The sequence below is a fragment of the Erythrobacter tepidarius genome (assembly GCF_002155695.1).
Classification (GTDB): Bacteria; Pseudomonadota; Alphaproteobacteria; order Sphingomonadales; family Sphingomonadaceae; genus Erythrobacter; species Erythrobacter tepidarius.
This window is the reverse complement of record NZ_MUYJ01000008.1, coordinates 114495-138083: the sequence shown is the minus strand read 5'-3', so window position 1 is coordinate 138083 and position 23589 is coordinate 114495. Positions and strand designations below refer to the sequence as shown.

Annotated in this window: 22 protein-coding genes; 8 read left to right on the top strand and 14 right to left on the bottom strand. The window is 65.9% G+C overall.

What is annotated here, in order from left to right:
- Nucleotides 1-34: 34 nt before the first annotated feature.
- Nucleotides 35-811, bottom strand: coding sequence for an SDR family NAD(P)-dependent oxidoreductase (locus tag BZF61_RS09665; protein WP_086618853.1), 777 nt, complete (start codon nt 809-811; stop codon nt 35-37).
- Between the two features lie 102 nt (nt 812-913).
- Between BZF61_RS09665 and BZF61_RS09660 the strand changes: the two genes are divergently transcribed.
- Entirely contained in the window at nt 914-2533 is a 1620-nt protein-coding gene (locus BZF61_RS09660; protein ID WP_086618851.1) for an FAD-dependent oxidoreductase, read from the top strand.
- A 1-nt stretch (nt 2534) separates the two neighbouring features.
- Here BZF61_RS09660 and BZF61_RS09655 read toward each other — a convergent pair whose 3' ends face one another.
- Genes BZF61_RS09655 through BZF61_RS09645 form a run of 3 tightly spaced genes read right to left on the bottom strand, consistent with a single transcriptional unit; the run spans nt 2535 to nt 5739 of the window.
- Complete coding sequence (locus BZF61_RS09655) at nt 2535-3866, bottom strand: aromatic ring-hydroxylating oxygenase subunit alpha (protein WP_086618849.1); 1332 nt, start codon at nt 3864-3866, stop codon at nt 2535-2537.
- On the bottom strand, nt 3866-5152 hold the full coding sequence (locus BZF61_RS09650; RefSeq protein WP_086618847.1) for a cytochrome P450: 1287 nt from the start codon (nt 5150-5152) through the stop codon (nt 3866-3868). Before BZF61_RS09650 ends, BZF61_RS09655 begins: the two co-directional genes overlap by 1 nt.
- Entirely contained in the window at nt 5152-5739 is a 588-nt protein-coding gene (locus BZF61_RS09645) for a carboxymuconolactone decarboxylase family protein (protein WP_211276754.1), read from the bottom strand. Before BZF61_RS09645 ends, BZF61_RS09650 begins: the two co-directional genes overlap by 1 nt.
- A gap of 109 nt (nt 5740-5848) precedes the next feature.
- On the opposite strand from BZF61_RS09645, the gene BZF61_RS09640 reads away from it, so the two are divergent.
- From BZF61_RS09640 to BZF61_RS09630, 3 genes are read left to right on the top strand one after another with little or no spacing between them, the layout of a single operon-like run.
- Nucleotides 5849-7174: a cytochrome P450 gene (locus BZF61_RS09640; RefSeq protein ID WP_086618846.1), complete on the top strand. Its 1326-nt coding sequence runs from the start codon at nt 5849-5851 to the stop codon at nt 7172-7174.
- 15 nt (nt 7175-7189) lie between these two features.
- A complete protein-coding gene (locus BZF61_RS09635; protein ID WP_086618844.1) occupies nt 7190-7591 on the top strand; it encodes a putative quinol monooxygenase in 402 nt (133 codons plus the stop codon).
- Nucleotides 7588-8121 carry a nuclear transport factor 2 family protein gene (locus tag BZF61_RS09630; protein WP_086618842.1) on the top strand — a complete coding sequence of 178 codons (534 nt, stop codon included), beginning with the start codon at nt 7588-7590 and terminating at the stop codon, nt 8119-8121. Before BZF61_RS09635 ends, BZF61_RS09630 begins: the two co-directional genes overlap by 4 nt.
- A gap of 1 nt (nt 8122) precedes the next feature.
- Here BZF61_RS09630 and BZF61_RS09625 read toward each other — a convergent pair whose 3' ends face one another.
- Nucleotides 8123-8476, bottom strand: a complete 354-nt coding sequence (locus tag BZF61_RS09625; RefSeq protein WP_158094083.1) for a nuclear transport factor 2 family protein — start codon at nt 8474-8476, stop codon at nt 8123-8125.
- A 122-nt stretch (nt 8477-8598) separates the two neighbouring features.
- Between BZF61_RS09625 and BZF61_RS09620 the strand changes: the two genes are divergently transcribed.
- Both BZF61_RS09620 and BZF61_RS09615 read left to right on the top strand, forming a co-directional pair.
- Complete coding sequence (locus BZF61_RS09620) at nt 8599-9132, top strand: carboxymuconolactone decarboxylase family protein (RefSeq protein ID WP_086618839.1); 534 nt, start codon at nt 8599-8601, stop codon at nt 9130-9132.
- Nucleotides 9129-9506: a hypothetical protein gene (locus tag BZF61_RS09615; protein WP_086618837.1), complete on the top strand. Its 378-nt coding sequence runs from the start codon at nt 9129-9131 to the stop codon at nt 9504-9506. Before BZF61_RS09620 ends, BZF61_RS09615 begins: the two co-directional genes overlap by 4 nt.
- Here BZF61_RS09615 and BZF61_RS09610 read toward each other — a convergent pair.
- Both BZF61_RS09610 and BZF61_RS09605 read right to left on the bottom strand, forming a co-directional pair.
- Nucleotides 9490-10008, bottom strand: coding sequence for a VOC family protein (locus BZF61_RS09610; protein ID WP_086618836.1), 519 nt, complete (start codon nt 10006-10008; stop codon nt 9490-9492). The two genes, BZF61_RS09615 and BZF61_RS09610, sit on opposite strands and share 17 nt — an antisense overlap.
- A gap of 1 nt (nt 10009) precedes the next feature.
- On the bottom strand, nt 10010-11602 hold the full coding sequence (locus BZF61_RS09605) for a fatty acid--CoA ligase (protein WP_086618834.1): 1593 nt from the start codon (nt 11600-11602) through the stop codon (nt 10010-10012).
- An 88-nt stretch (nt 11603-11690) separates the two neighbouring features.
- On the opposite strand from BZF61_RS09605, the gene BZF61_RS09600 reads away from it, so the two are divergent.
- On the top strand, nt 11691-12098 hold the full coding sequence (locus BZF61_RS09600) for a PaaI family thioesterase (protein ID WP_086618832.1): 408 nt from the start codon (nt 11691-11693) through the stop codon (nt 12096-12098).
- Here the strand turns inward: BZF61_RS09600 and BZF61_RS09595 are convergent.
- The gene (locus tag BZF61_RS09595; protein WP_086618831.1) at nt 12095-12634 is read right to left on the bottom strand and encodes a nuclear transport factor 2 family protein; all 540 of its coding nucleotides are present in this window, start codon (nt 12632-12634) and stop codon (nt 12095-12097) included. The two genes, BZF61_RS09600 and BZF61_RS09595, sit on opposite strands and share 4 nt — an antisense overlap.
- The gene (locus BZF61_RS09590) at nt 12631-13632 is read right to left on the bottom strand and encodes an NADP-dependent oxidoreductase (RefSeq protein WP_086618829.1); all 1002 of its coding nucleotides are present in this window, start codon (nt 13630-13632) and stop codon (nt 12631-12633) included. Before BZF61_RS09590 ends, BZF61_RS09595 begins: the two co-directional genes overlap by 4 nt.
- A gap of 148 nt (nt 13633-13780) precedes the next feature.
- On the opposite strand from BZF61_RS09590, the gene BZF61_RS09585 reads away from it, so the two are divergent.
- Nucleotides 13781-14728 (top strand): SDR family oxidoreductase, encoded by a 948-nt coding sequence (locus BZF61_RS09585; RefSeq protein ID WP_086618826.1) that lies wholly within the window; start codon nt 13781-13783, stop codon nt 14726-14728.
- A 465-nt stretch (nt 14729-15193) separates the two neighbouring features.
- On the opposite strand, the gene BZF61_RS09580 is transcribed toward BZF61_RS09585, so the two are convergent.
- The 5 genes from BZF61_RS09580 to BZF61_RS09560 form a co-directional block, all read right to left on the bottom strand.
- Nucleotides 15194-16837: a PepSY domain-containing protein gene (locus BZF61_RS09580; RefSeq protein ID WP_086618824.1), complete on the bottom strand. Its 1644-nt coding sequence runs from the start codon at nt 16835-16837 to the stop codon at nt 15194-15196.
- A 15-nt stretch (nt 16838-16852) separates the two neighbouring features.
- Nucleotides 16853-18994, bottom strand: coding sequence for a TonB-dependent receptor family protein (locus tag BZF61_RS09575; protein WP_245804570.1), 2142 nt, complete (start codon nt 18992-18994; stop codon nt 16853-16855).
- Between the two features lie 128 nt (nt 18995-19122).
- On the bottom strand, nt 19123-19539 hold the full coding sequence (locus BZF61_RS09570) for a DUF2946 family protein (protein ID WP_086618819.1): 417 nt from the start codon (nt 19537-19539) through the stop codon (nt 19123-19125).
- Between the two features lie 167 nt (nt 19540-19706).
- Complete coding sequence (locus tag BZF61_RS09565; RefSeq protein ID WP_086618816.1) at nt 19707-20936, bottom strand: aromatic ring-hydroxylating oxygenase subunit alpha; 1230 nt, start codon at nt 20934-20936, stop codon at nt 19707-19709.
- A 145-nt stretch (nt 20937-21081) separates the two neighbouring features.
- Complete coding sequence (locus BZF61_RS09560; RefSeq protein ID WP_086618813.1) at nt 21082-23514, bottom strand: TonB-dependent receptor; 2433 nt, start codon at nt 23512-23514, stop codon at nt 21082-21084.
- Nucleotides 23515-23589 lie beyond the last annotated feature (75 nt).

The window sequence follows — 23589 nt, the reverse complement described above, 5'->3', positions numbered from 1 at the left end:
GCAGGAATGAGCCGCCAACCGCCGAGCGATGATCTCAATACTGCGCGGTTCCGCCGTCGACGCTGATCTGCGCGCCGGTGATGCCCGCGCCCGCCTTGCTGGCGAGCAGCACCGCCACGGCGGCGATTTCCTCGACCTCGTTGGGGCGTTTGATCGCGGCCTCGCTGGCGAACAGCGCGACCATTTCCTCGAACTCCATGCCCATCGCCTTGGCCGTCGCCGGACCGTTGTTCTTGATGATGTCGGTGATGACGAGGCCGGGGCAGATCGCATTGACCGTCACCCCTTGCGCCCCGACTTCGCGCGCCAGGCTCTTGGTCAGGCCGTTCACCGCGTGCTTGGCCGCGGAATAGGCCGTGAGCACCGGCTTGCCGTGCTTGCCCTCTATGCTGGAGATGTTGATGATCCGCCCGTCCTGCTTTTCGAGCATCACCGGCAGCGCGCGGCGGGTGGCCCAGAAGGTGGAATAGACGTTCCACTTCATCGCCTCGTCGAAGGCGTGATCGGACAGGTTGACCAGCGGCTGAAGATCGCCCGCGCCGCCGGCATTGTTCACGAGGATGTCGAGCGTGCCGAAATGGGCGATCACCTGGTCGATGAAGCCTTCGAGGTCTGACTGCCTCATCACGTCGCCCGCGATGAAGATGGCGTTGTCACCCGCGCCGAGTTCCTCCAGCACCTTCGCGCCCTTTTCGGCATTGCGCGCGAACAGCGCGACCTTGGCGCCTTCGGCCAGAAACGCCTCGGCGATCCCGCGCCCCATGCCTGCGGTGCCCCCGGTGATGGCGGCGATCTTTCCTGCGAGTTTCATGCCCTGTCTCCTTTGGTAGCAGGGGTAGCGATCGGCGCGGCGATGCGCACCTTGCCAAAATGACGGGTTGCCGCCCCGCCCCGGCAAGGCGTCAATGGCGCGATGAGCAAGGTCGATGTGATCATTCTGGGATGCGGAGCGGCCGGCATGGCGGCGGCGCTGGCGGCTCACGAAGCCGGCGCGAAGGTCGCGCTGATCGAAAGGGGCGATCGTGTCGGCGGCACCTCGGCGATTTCGGGCGGGGTGATCTGGGTGGCCGACAACCCCCGCATGCGAGCCGCGGGAATGACCGATTCCCGCGCGGATGCGCTGGCCTATTTCCGCAGCCTCGCTCACGGCGATCTGGTGGACGATACGCTCGAAGCCTTCGTCGACAAGGGGCCCGAGGCGCTTGCCTTTCTCGAAAGCATCGACGCGCTGAAAGTGGCGATACTGCCGGGCTATCCCGACTATTACCTCGATCGCCCCGGCGCGAAGCCCGAAGGCAGCCGCGCGCTCGACCATGATCTGTTCACGCTCACGGAGCTGGGCGAATGGGCCGAGAAGATCTACGCGGTCGAGGAACCCAAGCCGCTGATGCTGCGCGAAACGCCGCTCGGCGGGGCGAGCGCGCTGCCGCCGCCCGAGGTGGTGCGCCAGCGCATCGCGGCGCGCCAGTGCGGGTTCGGGCAGGCGATGGTGGCGCGGCTGCTCAAGGCCTGCCTTGCGCGCGGGATCGAGCCGATCCTCGGCGTCGATACCCGCCGGCTGGCCAGGGACGGGACACGCATCACCGGCATCGAAGGCACGCAGAAGGGTGCGCCTTTCACGCTCCTGGCAAGCCGCGGCGTGATCATCGCCACCGGCGGCTTCGAGTGGGACACCGAACTGCGCCAGACCTTTCTGCGCGGCCCCGTCACCGCGCCTGCCAGCCCGCCGACGGGCACTGGCGGCGGCCTCAAGCTGGCGATGGCGGCGGGCGCCAAGCTCGGCAACATGACCAGCGCGTGGTGGGCGCCGACGCTGGTCACTCCCGATCAGCCCTGGGCGAGCGGCGAGCAGCGCGCGCAGATCATCTTGATCGAGCGCACCGTGCCGCATTCGATCATGGTCAACCGCTCAGGGCGGCGGTTCTGCAACGAGGCGGCGAACTATTCGGCGCTGGGCGGCGTGTTCCACCAGTTCGATCCGTCCACTTACGATTATCCCAACCTGCCAGCCTGGCTCATTTTCGACGCGCAATATGCCGAACGTTATCCGCTCGGCACGCGCCAGCCGGGCGAGCCGATGCCCGACTGGGTGATGCGCGCCGACACGCTCGAAGGGCTGGCCGAACAGATCGGCATCGATTCCGCAGCCCTGAGCCGAACCGTGGCGCGCTTCAATAGCCATGCCGACGCGGGCCATGACCCCGATTTCGGGCGTGGGAGCAGCCCTTACGATCACTTCTACGGCGATCGCACGCGCGAGGGCGCGGCGGTGACGCTCGGCGCGATCCGCCAGGCGCCGTTCTACGCGGTGGAGATCGCCTCGGGCCTGCTCGGCACCAATGGCGGGCCGCGCACCGACGGCAAGGCGCGGGTCCTCGGCCATGACGGGCAGCCGATCCCCGGCCTGTTCGGCGCGGGCAACGCCATCGCCTGCCCGACCGGCGGGATCTACGCAGGCGCGGGCGGAACGCTCGGCCCGGCGCTGACCTTCGGCTACATCGCCGGGCGCACGGCGGCGCTGGCCAACGCCTGAGCTATTCTCCCAGCCAGCGGTCGATCGTATCGTGGAAGAAGCGCACCCGCGCTTCCTGCCCAGCCAGATGCCCGCCCTTGTAGCCGCGCGATCTGAGGCCCTTTTGCTGTTCGCTCCAGATACTCACGTCCTGATCGATGCCGGGGCCGCAGGACAGCTCGCCCACCACCCCGCGCCGGTGCGGGACGGGGACGGTACGATCGACCTCCTGCCCCATCGAATAGGCGTAGTAGCGGTCCTGCCCGTCCGGGAACCAGGTGAAATACCACATGTCGAAATAGCACCGCTCCGGGTCGGTCGGGTGCGGATCGGCGCGCAGCCAGATGCAGCCGTCGGGCTTGAGGCTGAAGCTGATGTTGGGGAAGATCGTGTAGTGGAAATGGTCGGTCAGCTGGGCATCGTGGAAATGGCTGAAATCATAGCCCTTCTCGGCCCCCTTGGCGCGCTTGGCCTGCTGGAGCGCCGCGCGGGTGCGCAAGGGATCATCGCGGAAGTCTTCCGGATCGAGGCCCCAATAGGTCAGTTCGGTGCGCATCATGTCGAGCACCGTTTCGGTGTGGCCGCGCAAGGCGCGTGAGGGGCGCGAACCGGGCATGAACATCCGCGCATGGCCGTGCGGGGCGTAGAGATCGAACTGGCAGTCCTTGTAGCTCTGCTCCATCACGAAGCGGGTCTGAGGGTGGACGAAGGGCAGGTGATAGGATTCGTTGAAATTGTCCTGCACGCACTTCCAGTTCCAGTCGCCCTCCAGCGTCACCCAGTGGGTGCGGTGCATCTGCTCCATGCGGTAGATAGCGATCTGGTGGGCGACCGGGCCGAGGTGATCGGCGAGCGGGGCCGCGTTCGGATCGAGGTTGACCCACACGAAGCCGGCAAAGACCTCGCACCGCACCTCCTCCAGCCGCACCTTGCCGCAGGGGTTGCCGCCCGCAAAATCCTCGGGGCAGGGGACGAAGTTGAGTTCGCCTTCGCTGGTGAAGCGCCAGCCGTGGTAGGAGCAGGCAAGGCGCTTGGAATGGCCTTCCTCCGCCATGACGAGGCGTTTCCCGCGGTGCGGGCAGACGTTGTAGAAGGCGCGAATCCTGCCGTCCTCGCCGTGCGTGACGAGGATGGATTCGCGCCCGATCTCGTAGGTGAAGAAATCGCCCGGCTTGGCAACCTGCCGCGCGAGGCCGCCGACCAGCCACGCCTTGGTCCAGATCCTGTCCCACTCGCGCGCCATGAAGCTGCGCGACCAATAGCGGCTGCCGTCGATCGGCTTGTCCGACAGCGCCGGCAGCGGCTGCGGGGTGAGGTCAATCCGCTGCGGCACCGGTTGGGCGAGGCTCGCCATCAGCGCTTCTTCGCCTCGAACACGATGTTGAGCTGCTTGAGACTGCGCAGCAGGAAGTGCGGGTGGTAGGCGAAGTCGTTCTCGCCTTCGGCAAAGTCCATGTCCTCGAACCGGTCGACCACCGCCTGGAAGCCCCAGGTCAGCTCGCGCCGGGCGAGCGGTGCGCCGAGGCAGTGGTGCGTGCCCGATCCGAAGGCCATATGCGCGCCCGCCTTGGGCCGGTCGAGATCGAGCTTCTCCGGGCATGTGAAGAAGCGTTCATCGCGGTTGGCGGCAGCGTAGCGGACATTGACGACCGAACCGGCGGGGATCGTCACCCCGGCCAGTTCCACATCCTTGTGGGTGAAGCGCATCAGCGATTGCACCGGGCTTTCGAGCCGAAGCACCTCCTCGACGAAGTTGCGCATATACTTGTCGGGCTCGGCCTTGAGCTTGACCCAGACGTCCTTGTTCTCGATCAGCAGCTTCATCCCCGCCGCGAGCGCATTGGTGGTGGTTTCCGAGCCGCCGACGAAGGTGTCGGCCATCATCTCGGCGTGCAGCTCGTTATCGTTGAGCGGCCGGCCCCACTCCTCGATCACGGTGTTGACCAGCACCGAGATCAGGCTGTCGTCGGGTTGGGCGCGCAGCTTCTCGAAGATCGGCTGGAAATAGTGTTGCGCCTCGATCTCGCGGTCGACCATTTCGAGATGCTTGTCTTCGGGCAGCATAAGCGAGATGCGGTGGAAGAAGGCATCGGTCCAGCCCTTGATGCGCCACATGTCCTCGCGCTTGGCGCCCATCTGCTCACCGATGATGAACAGCGGCAGCGGCACGCAGAACTGGCGCACCCAGTCGCATTTCCCATCATCGAGGAATTCGTCGATCAGCTCGTAGGCGAGGCTTTCGACGCGCGGGTCGATCTGCTTGATGCGGCTCGGCTTGAACGCCTCGTTGAACATCGCGCGCATCTGCTTGTGGTTCGGATCGTCGCGCCCGGCCAGCGTCGGCGCGGGCAGCCAGCCCTTCTCCTTGAAGCGCTCGGCCACCTTGCGCCCGCGCTCGAGATCGACGGGGCTGGCGCGCATCAGCTCGTTCGCGGCGGTCGAGGGAAAGCGCTCCGGGTCCAGCAGCACTTCGCGCACATGTTCGTAGCGGCTGACGACGTAAATCTGGGTGCCCGGAATGTTGTAAACCGGCGCCTCGTCGCGCAGCGTCTTGTAGGCCGCGTAGGGGCACTGTTGCAGTTCGGGATCGAACAGGTTGATCTCGTGCAGGGCGGACCCCTTGCTCGCTTGCGTCGCCATCAGCGCACCTCGATCTTCTCGGCACCCCACGGGGCGATGTTCCCGGCGCTCTGGAAAGCTTGCGGCAGTTCCTCGACCATGTGGTACGTCGCCGCCAGCCGCCCGAAGCCGACGAAGAAGGCGACTGTCATGCCCAGTTCGACGATCTGCGCCTCGGTGAAATACTGGCGCAGTTCGTCATAGACCGCATCGTCGATGGCGAGATGGTCGGTCGCCATCAGCTCGCCGTAGCGGATCGCGGCTTTCTCGGCGGCGGTGAGGTTTTCGGCTTCCTGCGGGCGTTCGAGCGAGCACACCAGCCCCTCTGTCACCCCGTCGGCCACCGCATCGGCATAGCGGATTGCCATGCAGGAACGGCACTGGTTGAAGAAGGCGATCCGCAGGCGCACCAGTTCGACCAGCCTTTCGGGCAGGCTGCGGTTGCGTTTCAGCGCCCCGGCGAAGCCCATCAGCCCAAGCGCCTGTTCCGGGCAATGCGCGAAGAAGCGAGTCAGGCCCTGTTCGAGATCGGTGAGATTGTCCGGCTGGATCGCCGCGACCAACCGTTCATCCCATTGTTCCGGCGCCAATTTGCTGATGCGGCTCACGTCTCTCTCCCGCGGGGCCTGACAAAATAGTCCGTTTCCGTAAGGGCAAGGCTGCGGGACAAGCGTTGCCCCAGCAATTGGCGGATTCGCTAAGCGAGGCGCCTGGGCAATGGGAGAGGCGGTTTTGCAAGAGACAGCAGGGGGCGCTCCGCGTTCGCTTGACGAGGTCGATCTGTTCGCCCCGGGCGCGCAGGAGCACTGGTATGAGGCCTATGCCATCCTTCATGCCGAGGCCCCGGTGCAGCGCCTCGCCGGCGAGGGCCTGACCCCGGACAGCGACGCCTTCGTCCTCACCAAATACGAGGACGTGCGCCGGGTGGTGATGGACTGGGATCGCTTCCCGCCGACACTTTCGCTGCTGGTCGCGCAGATCCAGCAGTCAGGGCAGATGCCCGCCCACATCCCCGATATCGACGCAATGGTCGCGAGCATCGTCTCGCTGCGCCCGACCCCCGAGTTGTGGCGCGCGCACCGCAAGGAGCTGACCGATCCGTGGGTCGGCCCCGGGTGCACCCGCCATGCGGGGATGATCGCGGGCCATGTCGAGGATCTGATCGCCGGGCTGCGGGCCAAGGCCCGCGCCGGGGAGCCGGTGGACTTCGTGGCCGAATTCGCCCGTCCTCTGCCGCAGCGGGTGATGGCCGACGTGCTCGGCTTTCCGCAGGAGGACATTCCCCGGCTGGAACAATGGGGCAATGCCCAGGTCATGTCCTATGTGGTCGGCACCACGCACAAAAACATCCTGACGCCCGAACAAACGCAAGAAAAGTTCCGGCTGTTGGCGGGCATGAAGGAATATGTGGCCGAACAGACCCGCGAGAAACGCAGCCGTCCGCGGGACGACATGGTGAGCTTCCTGACGCAGGTCGAATATCAGGCGCTGGGCCGCAAGCTCACCGATGACGAGATCAACGGCGTGGTTTACGCGATGGTGATCGGCGGGTTGGAGACAACGCAATATGCCCTTGCCGAACAGGCGCAGCTTTTGTGCGAGCGTCCCGGCCTGTTGCCACGATTGCGCGATGATCGGGCGGCGATCCGCACCTTCATCGAGGAAGGGATGCGGCTGCGCTCGCCCACGCAGGGCCTCTCGACCCGCATCTGCGCCCAAGACGAGGTGTTCCAGGGCGTTCACGTCCCCGCCGGTTCGATGCTGCACCTGCGCTGGGCGGCAGCCAATATCGACGCGGACGAGTTCGAGGACCCACTCGAGTTGAAGCTCGATCGCAAGGCCGCCACCCGGCACCTCGCCTTCAGCCAGGGGCCGCGTTCGTGCCCGGGCTCGAACCTCTCGCGGCTCGAACAGACGATTGCATGGGACAGGCTCCTCGATGCCTTTGTCGGCATGGAATATGCGCCGGGCAATGATTTTCGCCATCAGGGCGGCATCATGCTCGGCATCTATCGCCTGCTGCTCAACCTCACCCCCGCCTGAACGAAAGGTGCTTCGATGGCCACATTGCTCGCCCATATCCAGATCAAGCCCGGCAAGGAGGAAAAGTGGGAGGCGATCATGCGCGACATGGTCCACCACACCTTCGGCACCGAGGAAGGGGTGATCCGCTACGAATACTGGAAGGGGCAGGAGCCGCTGAGCTATTACTGCCTGCTCAGTTTCAAGGACAAGTGGGCCTTCTACCACCACCAGATGTCAGATCATCACGAAGGCCATGACTTTGCCGACGTGCTGGCCGACATCAGGCTTGAATATGTCGATCCGGTTGAGGGTGCGGGCGGGGGCCTGCCGCACACCACCGATCCCGTGCTGCCCGATGATGCCAGCGTGGCGATGAAAACCGCGCAGGAACGCTTCCCGCTGGCGATCCCGGCCTGGTGGAGTGCGCGCGCATGAGCATCGACATCGCATCCATGCAGGCGCAGCTGCAGGAACTGCTCGACCGGCAGGCGATCCACGATCTCATCGCGCGCTATTGCCGTACGCTCGACTGGCTCGACGATGCGGGGCAGGCCGCCTGCTACTGGCCCGATGCGGCGATCGACTATGGCTTTTTCAAGGGCACGGCGGCGGATTTCGTGCCGGTGGTGATGCAGGTGGAACGGTCCACCGGGCGGCGCTGGCACATGCTCGCCCCGCTCAGCGTGAAGCTGACCAGCGCCACCACGGCCGAAGGCGAGGCCTATGGCATCGCCCTCGGTTTCCGGCGCGAGGGCGAAGAGCCTTACCGGGGCAACATGTATGGCGGGCGCTATCTCGATACCTACGAGAAGCGTGGGCAAGAATGGCGCATTTCCAGCCGCCGCTACATCATGGACTGGACCATGGCGATGCCAGACCAGCCCGACGCCAGCCCCAACGCCGCCTTCCCGCTGCCGATGCTCGACCTGCGCGAGAGCGGCCACCCGGATTACCGGCCGATGTAGTCTATTCGGCGGCCGGGTCGATGTAGTCGCGGTAATAGGTGAGCTTGCCGCCTTCGACCTTGTAGATCCCCACGCCCCCGCGCGGGGGGTGGCCGTCCATGTGCATCGTCCAGCGCGCCCACGCGGCGTGATCGTCGCCGCAGATCTCATCGACGGTGAAGTGCACCTTGCGCGTCGCCATTTCCTTCACCATCGTCGTCATGAAGCCCATAATCGCCTCGCGCCCGCGATACTGGCCCCAGATCGGGTCTTCGAGAAAGGCGTCCTCGGCGAAGAGATCAACCAGCTTGGTGTAGTCGCCTCCGTCCTGGATGCGCCAGAATTCCTCGATCACGCGCTGTGCTTGGCCGGGCATGTGCTTTCTCCCTCGCAATGCTGCGCAATTTGCCACGCGCCGCATGAAGGCGCCGCCTGTGAAAATGGCGAGGCCGTGGTGGCGCCAGCCTGCGCTATCCTTTCGCTCGAAGGAGAGGCCCCATGTCGACCATTCCCCGCGTTTCCTCGGCCATCCCCGGCGAGCCGGCGCATTTCGGCTCGGTGCTCGCCCACCAGCCCGCGATCGCCCACAGCTTCTTCGCGCTTTACGGCCGGTTCTGGGAATCGGGCGTGCTGGCGGCGCGGATCAAGGAAATCGCGCGGATGCGCAATGCGCGGGTCACCGAATGCGGGTTCTGCCGCAATGTCCGTTTCGACAAGGCGCTGGCCGAAGGCCTGCGCGAGGAGGTGGTGGACGAGATTACCGATGGCTACGAGACCAGCGGCAGGCTCACCGATGCGGAGAAGGCAGTTCTTAAGTTCACCGATGCGCTGATCCATGATCCCGAGCTGCTTACCGGCGATGCCAAGGCGGCGCTGCAACGCCACCTCACCCCGGCGCAGATCGCCGAGCTGGGGCTGGGGGTGACGCTCTTCCTCGCGCTCGCGAAGGCGCTGATCACCATGGGGCTGGAACCGGAGGCGATGGACCGCACCGTTCTGCCCACCCCGGCGGTGCTGGAGGCCGCCGAATGAGCGCGGTGTGTGCAGCCTTGGCCGCCGATCCGGTTCTGGCGCGCCACTATGCCGATTTTCGCGGGAAGACCGAAGCGGCGCTCGATCCCGCGCTGGTGGCATTGGTGCGGCAGGCGGTTGCGGCGGTGCACGCGATGGGGGAGGCGCCCGACGAGAGCGGCCTCGACGCGGGCACCCGCGCGGTTCTCGCCTACGCCCGGCGGATTCCGTTCGAGCACACGGCGATCACCGATGCCGAAGCGGCAGCGGTGGTTGCGCATCTGGGCGAGGCGGGGTTTGTCGCCTTCTCGGTGCTGGCGGCGCTTGCCGATGCCGAATGCCGGGCGGCGCTGGTGGGCTTGCCGCAGCTGGCGGGGGCTAACCCAGCTCCCTGAGCAAATCGCGCCCGTCCCAGCCCTGCGCGGCGGCGGCAACGAAATCGTAGAAGCCCGTCAGCTGCGCCGTTGGCTCGTAGAGTTCGAGCATATGGCCTAGCTCCGCGCGCGTATCGACGAAAGCGAAGGCCGTGCCGGTCTGCGTGACCGAAAGCTGCGCCAGCGCCGCGCCCTCGGCCGCGAAGCGCGCGATCGCGGCGTCCAGATCATCGACGAACACCGCCGCGTGGTGCAGCCCCTCGCGGCCCGAGCCGTGGGGGAACATCTCGTGCAGCGCAGAATCGTCCGGATTGTGCTGGACCACCAGCTCCAGCATCACGTTGCCCCACTGGCCATAGGCGCTGGAGTGATCGAAGGGGCGCGCCACCCCGCGATGGTGCGAGGAGGCCAGCGCCACGTGCCGCAGCACGAAGAACGGCCCCGATCCGAACCGCCGGTGATGCGCCGCCGCTGCGGCCTCAAGATCATCGACCTTGTAGGCCAGCTGGCGGACCGCCGGCACCTCAGTTGACCGCCCGGTCCTTGCCCACCCAGTAGGGTGCGCGCAGCTCGCGGCGCAGGATTTTCCCTGACGGGTTCCTCGGCAGCGCCGCGACGAAATCGACCGACTTGGGGCATTTGTAGCCGGCAATCAGGGTGCGCGCGTGAGCGATCAGTTCGGCCTCGGTGAGCTGCTCGCCCGGCTTCACCACCACGCAGGCCTTCACCGCTTCACCCCACTTGGGATCGGGCACGCCGATCACGGCGACATCGGCAACCTTGGGGTGCGAATAGAGCGCGTTTTCGACCTCGGCGGGATAGACGTTCTCGCCCCCGGAGATGATCATGTCCTTCACCCGATCGTGGATGTAGAGATAGCCGTCCTCGTCGAGATAGCCCGCGTCCCCGGTGCGCAGCCAGCCTTGCGGGTCGATGGTGGCGGCGGTGGCTTCGGGATTATTCCAGTAGCAGCGCATGTTCTTGCTCGAACGCGTCGCGATCTCGCCGACGGTGCCGGTGGGGACTTCATTGCCCGCTTCATCGATCACCTTGATCTCCACCCCCGCGAGCGGCTTGCCGACCGAGCGCATCCGGGGGCTGCCTTCGGGGACGTGATCCTCGGGATCGAGCGCGACGATCGTGCCGCTGGTCTCGGTCATGCCGTACATCTGCACGAAGCCGCAGCCCATCACCCGCATCGCCTCGCGCATCAGTTCGAGCGGGATCGGGGAGGCGCCGTAGGTGACATATTTCAGCCGGCTGAAATCGACTTCGCCCACCTTGGGGTGATTGAGCAGGATTTGCAGGGCGGAAGGGACGAGAAAGATCTTGGAGATGTTGTAGTTCTGGATGAGATCCAGCGCCTTGGTCGGATCATATTCGGGCAGCACGATGGCATTGGTGCCTGCCACCATCGTGCCGATGCCGGTGCCGGTGCCGGAAATGTGAAAGCACGGCATGGCGAGCAGGGTGACATCGCCCGGGATCGGTTCCTGCCACTTGCGCATCTGTTCGCCGGCGGCCGTGCCATCGCGGCTCGAAAGCAGCGAGCCGTGGGTGATGACGGCGCCCTTGGGCTTGCCGGTGGTGCCCGAGGTGTAGAGCTGGAGCGCGTCGTCTTCGGCGCGGATGTGGTGGGCCGGGGGCGTTGCGGGGAAGCCGTCGCGCCAGGTGCGGTAATCGGTGCCCGAGAAGTCCGGCGCGTCGATCCCGATGACCTGTTCGACATGGGGGCAGTCCGGGCGGATGAGGCGCAGCACCTCGGCAAAGCCCTCGCCCACGAACACCACGCGCGCGCTGCTGTTGTCGAGCACATAGGCGACTTCGGGCGCCGCCAAACGCCAGTTGACCGGTGTCATCACCGCACCCACCCGGTTCGCGCCGAGGAAGGCCTCAAAATAGAGCGGGTGGTTCTTGCCGAGGAAGGCGACGCGGTCTCCCGGCTTGACCCCGAGCGCGACGAGGCCGTTCGCGACGCGATCGGCGCCCGCGTCGAGTTCGGCGAAGCTGATGTTTTCCTGCCCGTAAGTGAAGGCGATCACATCGCCCTGGGTGCGGGCATGTTCGCGAACGACATCGCAGAAGCTTTCTGCGGCCAATGCTGTGCTGTCTCCCATGGGGCGAGGAAATACCCCCTGCGCGCGCGCATGTCATTGGCACAATTCATAGCGGGCGCAGCACTGCGCGGCGGGGTAGGATGGGCGGATGGACATTCCCTCAGGCTTTGATCCCGCCGGTTTCACCCCCGGCTTTCTCGACCATGGCGGGCCCTATTATCTCGGGCCGGTGGCCGATGGCGTGCGCGTCGTCGGGCTGCTGATCTGCCCGCATCACATCAACTATCAGGACGCGGCCCATGGCGGGGTGATTTCGACCTTTGCCGATGTCGCGCTGAGCCATGCGGTCTATGATGCCGAGCGGCCCCGGCTGGCACCGTCGACCGTGACGCTGACGGTCAATTACCTCGCCGCTGCGAAGCTGGGCGACTGGCTGGAAGCCCGCGTTCGGATTGACCGGCTGGGCGGGCGCACTGCCTACACCTCGGGCGGCATCTGGCGCGGGCCGGAACAGATCGCGACGATGTCGGGCGTATTTTCCTTCAGGCGCCCCTAGCCGAGCCACTGCCGGACCGCTGCCGTCGAGGGATCGCGTGTGTCGTGATAGCCCGCCGCACCCTCCGGCGTATCCGACAGGTCCACCCCTTCCGCCACCCGGAACTCGCGCCAGTCGTAAAGGCCGGTGCGCTGGGCGATGCGCCACTCTCCAGAGCGCTTCTCGAACCGGTCGACATAGCGGCCCGCGACGATGCCGGAATAGATCAGCCCCTTGTCAGGGAAGGCGGCCGTCATCGGATAGCCGGGCGGGATGGTGTGCATCGCGGTCATATAGGTTTCGGTGTGACACAGGTTCTTGCCCTCGAACCCGAAGATCGTCTGGCCGAGCTGATGCTGGGTTGCAAGGCAGGGATCGATGATCGCACGGGCCTGCTCCACGAAGCTGCGCCAGTCGCCCTCGATCGCCCCGAAGCGGAACGTCGCGTCCGGGTGGAACAGGCGCTCCATCATCTGCCAGCGCCGCCGGTCGATCGCATGGGCATAGGCGGCGAGAATGTCGCGGATGGCTTCGCGGTCTTCACTTGTGCCCGTCATGATTCCAGCTCCACGATCACCTTGCCGATATTGGCCCCGGTGAACAGCTTGGCATAGGCCGTCAGGGTGTTTTCCAGCCCGTAAGTCATGTCATAGGGCATGACGAGCTCGCCCGCCTCGCTCCATTCGCGCAACCGCCGGGTCAGCGCCGGGCCTTCGTGCATGAAGTCGGGCGAGAAGAATCCCTCCACCCGCAGCCGCCGCATCAGCACCTGATCGAATGCCCGCGGGGACGTGCGCCCGCCGCCCGCGTAATCGGCCAGCAGTCCACATACCGCGATCCGGCCATAGTGGTTCATGCGGGTCAGCACCTCGTCCAGCAGCGCACCCCCGACATTGTCGAAATAGACATCGAAGCCGCCGGCGGCATCGAGCTGCGCGGCGACATCGCCCGCCTTGTAATCCACCGCCCCCGCGATCCTTAGGGTTTCGGTCAGGTAAGCGCACTTCGCCGCGCCCCCGGCGATGCCCCACGCCTCGCAGCCCAGCAGCCGCGCGATCTGCACCGCAAGCATGCCGGTCGCCCCCGCTGCCGCCGAGACCAGCACCTTCTCTCCCGGCTTGGCCGCACCTGTGTGCGCGACCCCCCACAGCGCGGTCCAGCCGTTCATGCCGAGCGGGCCGAGCCATGCGCGCCGATCGCTGACCGACGGATCGAGCACAATCGCCCCCGAACCCGCCGCATCGAGTGTGCTGATATCGGCCCATTGCCCGAAGGCGCGCACCAGATCGCCCGGCACAAAGCCTTCGGCGCGGCTCTCGATCACCTCGCCCAGCACCAGCCCCGTCATCGGCCCGCCCACCGGCAGCGGCGGCTGGTAGCCATCCTCGCGCGCGGTGAGCCACATTCGCGTGCCGGCATCCATCGACAGGTGTGAATTGCGGATGCGAATCTCGCCGGCGCCCAGAGGGGCGAGCGGCGCCTCGACCAGCGCCAGCGCACTGGAAAAATCCGTGCCTTCGGGACGGCGTTCGATGCGCCAGAAGCGGTTCTTCATCCCGTCACTCTCCGGCCCCGGCGACGCTCCGGCAACCCCGCCATTTCGCTAGGGGATGGGGCGCGCGCGGCTATCATTTTGGCGCGGTGCACGGGGGGCGCGGGCTTCCTAGTCTTGCCGCCGACATCAAGATGCGGGGAGAGCGGAAATGGCACTGATTACGGTGATCGGGGCGAGCGGCAGGCAGGGCCTGGCGCAGGTGCGGCAGGCGCTCGCGGCGGGCTATGACGTGCGCGCGATCTCGCGCCGACCGGATGCGCTGGAAGGCGCGCCGGTAGAGGGCATCGAGCGGGTCGAGGTGCGGCCGATGGACCTCTATGACACCGCGACCTACAAGGACGCGCTCGAAGGCAGCGACTACATCTTCTACACCCACCCGCTCCAGGCCCGCGCCGATCGTGCCCATCTGGTCGGCGAGGTCGGCAAGGTCGCCGCCTCGCTGAACGTCAAGCGCGTGGTATGGAACACCTCGAGCTGGATCCCGGACAAGCCCGGTGATCCCTTCACCTATGGGGAGAACACCAAGGGCATCAACGCCCTGTGGCGCTCGGGCGCGCCGGGGACGGTGTTCGGCTCGGTGCTGTTCATGGACAATCTGCTGACCAACTGGGCGCGGCCCTTCATCGTCGACGAAGGTCGCTACGTCTATCCGCATAACCCCGATCTCGAAGCCAACTGGATCAGCCTCGACGACGTGGCGAAATTCATGCTCGCCAGCCTCGAGCGGCCCGACATGGAAGGCGCGTGGCTCAATATCGGCGGGCCGGAGCGGCTGGTGGGCAAGCAGGTGGCGGCCTGCCTTTCCGAGGCCTTGGGCAAGCAGATCGTCTATGACCCCTGCACCCCCGAGGAGTTCGGTCGCTATCTGGTCGCAGCCGCGGGCGACGCGATGCCGGTCGAAATGCGCGAGGACTTCGCCAAGGGCATCCAGGCCTTCTACGAATACAACAACACCGCCCCGACCAAGCCCTTCGCGGTCGACATGGAGCATGTCTATGAACGCTTCCCCGAACTCGAGGGCAAGCTCGAGACGATGGGCGAATGGACCAAGCGGCAGGACTGGGGCGAGAGCAACTATCGCCCGGCCTTCGGATGATCGCGCCGCCGTCTGTGCCGCCATCTTGCCAAGCGGACAAAGGTGACACCGCGTCAACCTGATCATTCCGCGAAAATGCCCATCCTTTCCGATGGTTCTGCGGATCGTTGTCGGGCGGACAGACAGCGGGCCGGGGCGCGACACCGCGCCTCAGCCCCGCACCCGTCGCGAAGTCAGGGCGAAAGGATGGGAAAGAGCCGGGGCACACTCTAGCCGTTGGCCGGCATGGAGGCAAACCCTGCAATCCGCTCGCGCGTGCCACCCCGCCCTTGCGCGGGCCTCGGCGGGCTTGCCCGCGGGCGGCAGGAACGACCGGCCCCGCCACCGGCCGAGGCACGCAGCACGGATTGGCGGGCCGGCACTTTGCGCCCTCGCCTTGGCCAATCGCGGACATGGCGCAAGCAGTCCGGCTTGCCGCCATTCCCCTAATGCGCAAGGCAATGGCGGGAAAGCGGGCGCGGTTTGTCATCCCGGGGCAGATGCCGGGCGGCTTTCACTGCCGCGCTTCGGCCCGGTGCGTCGCATGCGAAGGCGACGGACCAGATCCATCCTGAGGCCCAAAACCGCCGTGAAGCCGATCAGCGCGAGCGTGAAAATGCCCACGATCACGTTCTGCCCGAGCCGTCCGACCGGGAACAGGAAGTTCCACTTGTGGATGAAGCTGAACACGAAGCGCTCGGGCTTCTCGCCGTCGGCGACCCGGTCAACCAGCACGCCCGCGCCCGTGTCAACGAACAGGCTGGCATTGACCGGCGCACCGTAATCGACCCGCCACACCGGCAGGCGCTTGTTGCGGAAGTCATATTCGTGGCTGAAGCGGGTCACCAGCTCCACTCGCTTCACCGCGCTGTCGGGCGCCCCGGTAAAGCGCCGGGCGATGGCACGGGCGAGATCCTCGTCGCCCGAATTGACCACGTCGCCGGTGGCGGCATCGAGATAGATGGCCGGGCCATCGGGTTTGATTCCGGCAAAGCGGGCCTCGCGGATCTCGGCATCGGTGGTGGGGGTCTTCGTCTGCGCCGCCATCATCGAAGCGTGATCATGGCCTGCCATGCCATGATCCGCCGCGGCCTTGGCCGGGCCGTGATCATGCTCGCCCCCGCCCATCGGGCCTTTCGGGGCAAGGCCGATGCGGTAGAGCGGCTGGCCCTGCGCACCTTCGACGAGCGCGACCGAGGCAATATCGCGCCCCTTGGCGATCAGCGCCCAGTCGGCCTCGACCGGCCACTTGCCGCTTGCGACATTGACCGGCCGGCCCATCTTGAGCTGGCTGACGGGGGGCACCAGCGCCGACTGGACCAGGTGGTAGATCCCCGAAGCCGCAAACATGATCAGCGGCAGTGCCAGCACATAGCCCGCGATCCGGTGCCAGCCGCGCGCGCCGGGCAGGCGTTGCTTGCGCCGCACCGTCACCAGCATGGCAAGGCCGGTAAGGCCGAGCGCCAGCAGGCTCCCGACCATCAGCGCGATCACCATGATCCTCAGCCAGTCCATCCCCGGCGGCACCCATTCCCAGGTGTGCAGCGCCCGGAACACGCTCTGCAGGCGTGTCTTGGTGGTGTTGTTCACCGCCGCAAGGCTGGAGGTTTCGGTGTGGACATAGGCGGTCAGGCCATCATCGCCGGCGAATTCCAGCTTCCATACCGGCAGCAGCCGGTTGACCCAGGGGTAGTCCGCATCGAACGCCGTTTGGAGCCGAGCCGAGGCGATCGGCCGATCGGTGGCGAGATAGTGGCGGGCAAGGAACTCGGCTTGCGCGCGGTCCCCACCCTTGACCTCGCTGCCATCGGCGGGATGGAAGTAGCGCCGCGCGCCGTCCGCCTTGGGGGTCACTTGCCACAGCACTTCGCCGCCGGGAGCGGGGACGGTTTTCACCGCCACCGCTTCGGCGATGCCGTGTTCGGCAAGGGTCTCGGCAATCGGTCGCGCGCCTTCGAGTGCGACCTTCGCAGCAGGCGGCATGAATGCCGCCTGCTGCGGCCCGAACAGCACCATCGCGATATGGGTGAGGCCGGACAGGCCCCACAGCAGCAGACTGATCCCGCCGATCAACCCCAGCCACTGGTGCTTGGAGTATGACCAGCGCGCGGTTCTGGTCTTTGCGCTCATATTTCAGGCCCTCCCTCAGAACCTTGCGCGCAGGCCGCCGAAGAAGGCGCGCCCTTGCCCGGGGGTGTAGAGCGCCTCGTTGGTCAGGCGCTGGTTGGCGTTGGTGGTGACGTTGGAGATGAACACTTTGTCGAACAGGTTGTCGACCGAACCAAACAGCTCGATCCCGTCGGTCAGCGTGACTCCGGCGGTAATCTGGACGGTTTCGTAGCCGGGCGCCCTTTCGGTATTGGCGTAGTCCGCCCAAGGGCCATCCGGGATCCAGCGCAAGGTGGCGGAAAGGTAGAACTTCTCCACCTGATCGAACCGGGCTTCGGCGATCAGCACATGACGCGGGACGCCGGCGAGCTGGTTGTCGCCATAGACCGCGTCACTATCGAAGCTGAAGTCGCTGAAGGTGTAGGCCGCGCTCAGCCGTAGCGCCTGGCCCTTGGCCTCCAGCGCCGCCTTGAACGGGCGCAGGTCGATTCCGAGTTCGAGCCCCTGATGGATCGTGCGATCCCCGTTGGTCGTCACCGTCACCAGCCCGCGCGCGCCCGGCACGGCAAGATCGAGGAACTCGTTTTCCAGCTCTGCCCGGTAGAGCGCGATGTCCCACGAGACGATCCCCGCCTGTCCGCGCGTGCCCAATTCGAACACGGTCGCGCGCTGGGGATCGAGTGGGGCAAAGGGAAAGGCCCCGCCGCTGGTGAGATCGGCCAGGCTCGGCGGCTCGAAGCTGCGGCTGATATTGCCGAAGAACTGGATGTTCTCGGCCGCATCGATCAGCAGGCCGACACGCGGGTTGAACTGGTCGTATTCCCCCCGGCCGGTGACCGCATTGACGATCGCGGTGACATCGCGGACGGCGCGGGCATATTGGCCGCCCGCGACAAGGGTGACGGCGTCGCTCAGCCCGAGTTCGGCCTGACCATAGACTGTCAGCGTCTGCGAATCCTGATCCGAGCGGGTCCGCAGCGCCCCGCGCGTGCCTGAATTGTTGACGAAGGTCTTCGCGTCATTGCTGGAGAAGGCATAGATCGCCCCCACCTGCCAGCGGCTCTGATCGGCGAGGAATGGAAGGTTGCCGGCGAGCCGGGCCGAAACGCCGACCTCGTCCTCGCCCTGCACGATGATCCCGGCAAAGCGGGTGATCGCGTGGTCGAGGTTGCGCCGCGCATACCAGGCGCCCAGCTCAAGATCGGCGGAGCCGAGGTCGATCACGGTAAGGTTCGACACCCGGAAGACATCGAGGTTGCGGTCCCAGTCGTCGGCGACGGGGCCGGGGTCGAGCACGGTCACCGGCCCGCCGGGGAAGAACGGCCCGATTGTCACCGGGCGGCCCGCCGCGCGCGGATTGGCGAGCGCATCGGCAAGGCGCAAGGTTCCCGCCAGCTCGAAATTGTCCGACAGCGCGGTGACATAGAAGCGCGTTTCGATAGTGTCCGACACCCGCCAGCCAAGGTTGCCATGACCGTAAAGGCTGCGCACTTCGCTGTGTTCGCGATAGCCGTCGCTGGTCAGGCCGGTAATCCCGCCCCAGTAATCGACATCGCCGCTTTTGCCCGACAGCGAGGTATTGCCGCGGAAGGTGGAGAAGCTGCCACCCTCGGCGCGCAGGGCAATCGGTGCGCGGGCGGTGCGCCCGGTGGGGCTGACGATGTTGACCGCTCCGCCCAGCGAGGCTGCGCCATAGCGCAAGCCGTTGGCACCCTTGAACACCTCCATGTAGCGCACTGTCAGCGGATCGACCTCCTGAAACTCGGTCGCGCCCGATGCGCGGCTGATCGGCACCCCGTCGCGCAGCACGGTCAGGCCGCGGCGCTCGAAGCTGGAATTGAGGCCCGAACCGCGGATCGAGATGCGGCTCTCGCGCTGGGCGCTGGTGTCGGCGAAGACGCCGGGGGTCAGTTCCAGCACATCGCCGATCGATTGGGCGAAGATGTCGGCAAAACCCTCGTCCTCGACGAGTCCCGTCGCGCCGGGGACGCGTTCCAGCTCCTTGCGGGCAGCCTCGGGCGTGGGCGCGGTGGGGGTGCCCTGAAGGCTGGCGGTGACGATGATCTCGTCCTGCCGCTGGCCGATGCCTTGGGCCTGAAGCGGGGCGGTGAAAGCGCCCGCCGTTGCGGCAAGCATCGTGGCGCCCATGAGGGCGCGCTTCACAGTGTTGATTTGCATGATCTATCCCGATTTCCGTCGGCGCGCGCCCGTGATCCGGCGCAGCGCCATCGACCCTGCCTTGGCGGGTCAGTGAGCGAAGGGGCTTTGCGCGTCGGGGTCAGACACCCTTGCGCAAAGCCCGACGATCAGACGAAAAGGGCGGGCGGCCCACGTAGCGGCGGGCGCAGGAAGGCAATGTCGCGGGCCGGCGGCGCCCTGAGCGGCCCAAGCCAGACCAGCAGGATGAACGCCAATGCAGCGGCCAGCAAAAGCGGATCGGCCCCGCCAAGCGCGGCATGGCCAAGCCCCGCAAAGGCGCAAGGCTGCGTCTTGTCTGCCGCTTCGGAATGGTCGCTGCCCTTCTTATCCTCGTCAGGGATGGCTATCCGCATCTGCTTCGGCGTGCCGCTGGCATCGGCGCAGATCGTCACCGTCAGAAAGCGCTCGCCATGAGGCGAGATCATGTAGCCGGCCGGCACCAGCGCCTTGACCGCCAGGGCGAGCACCACGAGCCCCATCGCGAGCTGGGCATTTCTGCGGATCAAGGCGCGAAGGCGAGTCATGGGCGGGGCGGCACTAACGCAGAGAAATCGCCATGTCATCATGTAACATTGACACCGCCTGGTGCCGCCCTGGCGTCAACCGGCCCTTGCGGGCCGGCGCGATCCCACCGCGTCCAACCCAAGCGCGTCAGGCCCCGGCGCAGGAGCTGCGAAGGCGGTGCCGGCCCCTATTCGGCTGCCTGCCGCTGCTCGGCGGAGAAGATCGCCACCAGTTCCTCGTCGCTCGCATTGGTCAGACGCTCGACCCATTGGTGGAAGACCTGGCCGCCCTTTTCGTTGCGGCCGAACAGCACCTCTTTCATCAGCCCTGATTGCAGCGCCTGATGCTGGCGTTTGCCGGTGGCGTAATCCTCATCGCGCACCACCACTTCGAGGAAGTTGAACTGGTCGTGCGCCGCCTGCACCTGCTCCGGCGTTTCGGGCTGGTTTTCCATGACGTAATATTGGGTGGTCCAGCTCTCGCCGACAGTGGCGCCGGGGAACAGCTGGCTGATCATCGCCCCGCGCTGCCCGCCGCCATAGAAGCTGGCGATCGAAATGTGCGGGAAGATCGTCCAGACACCCTGCACCAGCACTTCCTGCGGCAGTTCGTCATCGCTCATCGCTTCGAGATCGAGTTGCTGATCGTCCTCGCCCTGCACCTTGATCGCGAATTTCGACGGGGTCGAGAGGCGCTGGTGCGGGCCGAAGGCGAAGTAGTTGGCGCGGTTGTAGAAATCGGCCCCGAAGGTGTCCTTGTGGAGCACCGGGAGGTGATAGAAGTCGAGATAGCCGTCATAGGCCGTCTTCCAGTTCGGCCCCGCCAGCGTGCGCTGCGAGAACAGCGTCCAGTTCTCGAACCCGAAGGCCTTGAGCAGCGCGTCATAGCCGCACAGGTAGTCGGCAATCGACAGCTTCGAATCCGGATCGAGCGTCACCCAGATCAGCCCGGCGCTTTCATATGCCGGGAACTTCGTCAGGCAGTGCGCGGCCTTGTCGATCGCGCCGAAATCCTTGGGGCTGGCAACCCCGATCAGCTCGCCGTCGGCCTTGAAGGTCCAGCCGTGATAGCCGCAGGTGAAGCGGCTGGCATTGCCGCAGCCGTGCGCCAGCGGGTTGCCGCGGTGGGTGCACATGTTGAGAAAGGCGCCGATCCTGCCGTCCTTCTGGCGGGAGAGCAGCAGCGGCACGCCGCAAATGTCCATCGCCTTGTAGTCGCCCGGATTGGGCAGTTCGCACGAGGGCGCGACCATCAGCGGCAGGCGGCGGAAGATCTGCCGCTTCTCGCGTTCGAACAGGGCCTCGTCAGTATAGGCGCTCGCCGGGATGCGCACGATCTGGTCGGCATATTCCATCGTATCGGCTGCCCCATGCGCCACCAGATTGCGGGTCATGGCGATGAGTACTTCGCGGGACATGGCGTTCCTTTCCGGGCCTGCGTGATGGGGCAGAGCATCCGCCTTCCCGTGATGGGTGGCAATGCTCACTTTTGGCGGGAAGCAGCACAAGCAAAGGGGCAGGCCATCGCTGGCCCGCCCCTGCTTTTGCCCCTGATCGGAAAGATCAGAACTTGAAGCTGACCTCCGCGAAGATCTGGCGGCCGCGGTTCTGGGTCATCACGAAGTCATCGCCGGTGGGCGAGAGGAACGGACGCCCGCCCGTGGTGATAACGAAGATCTTGTCGGTGATGTTGGTGCCGATCAGCGACAGCTTCCACTTGCCGTCCGGATGGCCGATCGAGACGTTGGTATCGATCGTCCAGAAGCTCGGCTGGACGTAGTCGTTGAACGAGGTTTCATCGGTGATGTAGCCATCATTGTAGTTGGCATTGCCCGACAGGAACAATTCGAGAGAATTGGACAGCGGTATCGCCCAGTCGACCGCGAGGTTGCCCGCCCATTCCGGCGCCTGGCTGCCGCGACGGCCCCTGAGGTTGACAGGCCCGCCCTGACCGCCCGGCTGCAAGAAGTCTGCGGTGTATTCGGTGTCGAGCCAGGACAGGTTGGCCGACAGGTTCAGACCATCCACCGGGGTTCTCCAGCGGGCTTCGAGATCGACGCCCTTGGTGGTCAGCTCGCCCGCGTTGGAGGTGACGAACTGGATCGTCTGGGCGTTGAAGTTCTGCACCTGCAGATCCTTGAACACGTAGTAGTAGGCGGTCGCGTTGAGGGTGAAGCTGCGCCCCGCCCATTGCGACTTGAAGCCCACTTCGCCGCCTTCCGCCTTTTCCGACTGGAAGATCAGCGCGCTGAAGTCACCCGTCAGCGCGGCCTGGCTGAGGCTGTTCGAGGGCAGTGCCGAGTTGTCGATACCGCCCGACTTGAAGCCGGTCTTGTAGGAAGCGAAGAAGTTGAGATCGTCGGTCGCCTGATACTTCAGGGTGACTTCCGGCGAGACGTTGTCGTCCTTGAAGTTGATCGGCCCGGAGAAGAAGCCCGGCCGCACGAAAGCGGGGCCTTGCAGGAACGTGTGCACATAGGGCACCGCGATGGTCTGGACCTTCTTTTCGTCGGTCCAGCGCACCCCGCCCGAGAGTTCGAGCCTGTCGGTCAGCGCGATCATCGCGCTGCCGAAGAACGACAAGGCCTCGGTCTTGGTCGTGTGGATCTTGTCCCAGTCATAGGTGAAGCCCGTCACCGGATCGCGTCCGAGGAACGAGATGTTCACCCCCTGTTGGGCGGTATCGAAGATGAAGGTGCGGTCTTCATAGAAGGCGCCGAGCATGAAGTTGAAGGGGCCGTCGAAGTCCGAAGTCAGGCGCAGTTCCTGCGTGTATTGCTCGAGCTTGTTGATCGGGTCCGAACAGCCCGCGCCGCCCGGGATGCCGCCCGGGAAGACACCGGCGTAGGCATAGCAGTCGAAGTCGACCGCATCGAGATTGAGCAGGCCGGTGACCGAGGTAAGCTTGAGCGTGTCCGACAGGTCGAGGTCGAATTGCAGGCGGCCGAACCACAGCTCGGTCTCGCCGAAGGGCACGCCGTTGCGGCCCGCGGCGCGCGAGGGCGTCGGCACGCCGGGTGCGAGCTGCGGCGCGGCATCGGGCAGGAAGTAGCGCTGGTCGCGGGTGTTGCAGTTGTAGCCCGCCGGAATCTGCAAAGCGCCGCCAAGCAGGAACACCGGATCGGCGATGCCGTTCGCGCCGCAGTTGATTTCGGCCGTGCCGATCGCGCCGTCGTTCTCGTTCTTGGTGTATTGCACCTTCAGATTGGCCGAAAATCGATCCGAGGGTTGCCAGTCGAGCGTGGTGCGGATGATCAGATCGGTCAGCCCGCGCTCCTGGTTGACGGCTGGGGTGCCGGGCTGGAGCTTCTGGAATTCGTCGATATCGTTGAACTGCGCCGCCACGCGCACGCCCAGCGTGTCGCTGATCGGGCCGGAGATGTAGCCCGCGAGCAGATAGCCCTTCTCCTCGAATTCATAGGAGGCGCGCATCCCGATTTCCCATTCCGGGGTCGGATTGGCCGAGCGCAGCGACAGCACGCCGGCGGTGGCCGACTTGCCGAAGAACAGCGATTGCGGGCCGCGCAGCACGTCGATCTGCTCGACGTCGAAGAAGCCGGCCTGCACGAGGCGCATCGTGGACACGACCACCCCGTCATATTCGAGCGCCACCGCCGAATCGAAGGCCGCCGAGATGTTCGAGGAACCCACGCCGCGCAGGCTGAGCTGGCCGCCCGAGCCCGAACCACCCACCTGCACGTTGAGGGTGGGCACCCGGCTGGTGATGTCGGCCACCTGGTCGACATTGTAGCGGGTCAGCGTCTCGCCGCCGATCGCGGTGACGGTGACGGGCACTTCCTGCAGGGTTTCGTTCTGGCGGCGGGCCTGGACGATGATCACCCGCTCCTCGGATGCGGTTTGCGCCGTGTCTGCATCCTGCGCGTGGGCGATGCCGGGCATCGCCGCAAAGCTGCCCAAGGCAGCACCGCACAGCAGCGCAGTCCGCACGCCGCGCGCACGGGCGCCGAACGCAATTCGGGCTTGAAGTGTGTTCATCGCTCTCTCTCCCCTGCGGGCCTCGCCGGCCCTGATTCCCCAATGCCGTGACGCGTTTGCCCGCGCCTATCGGAA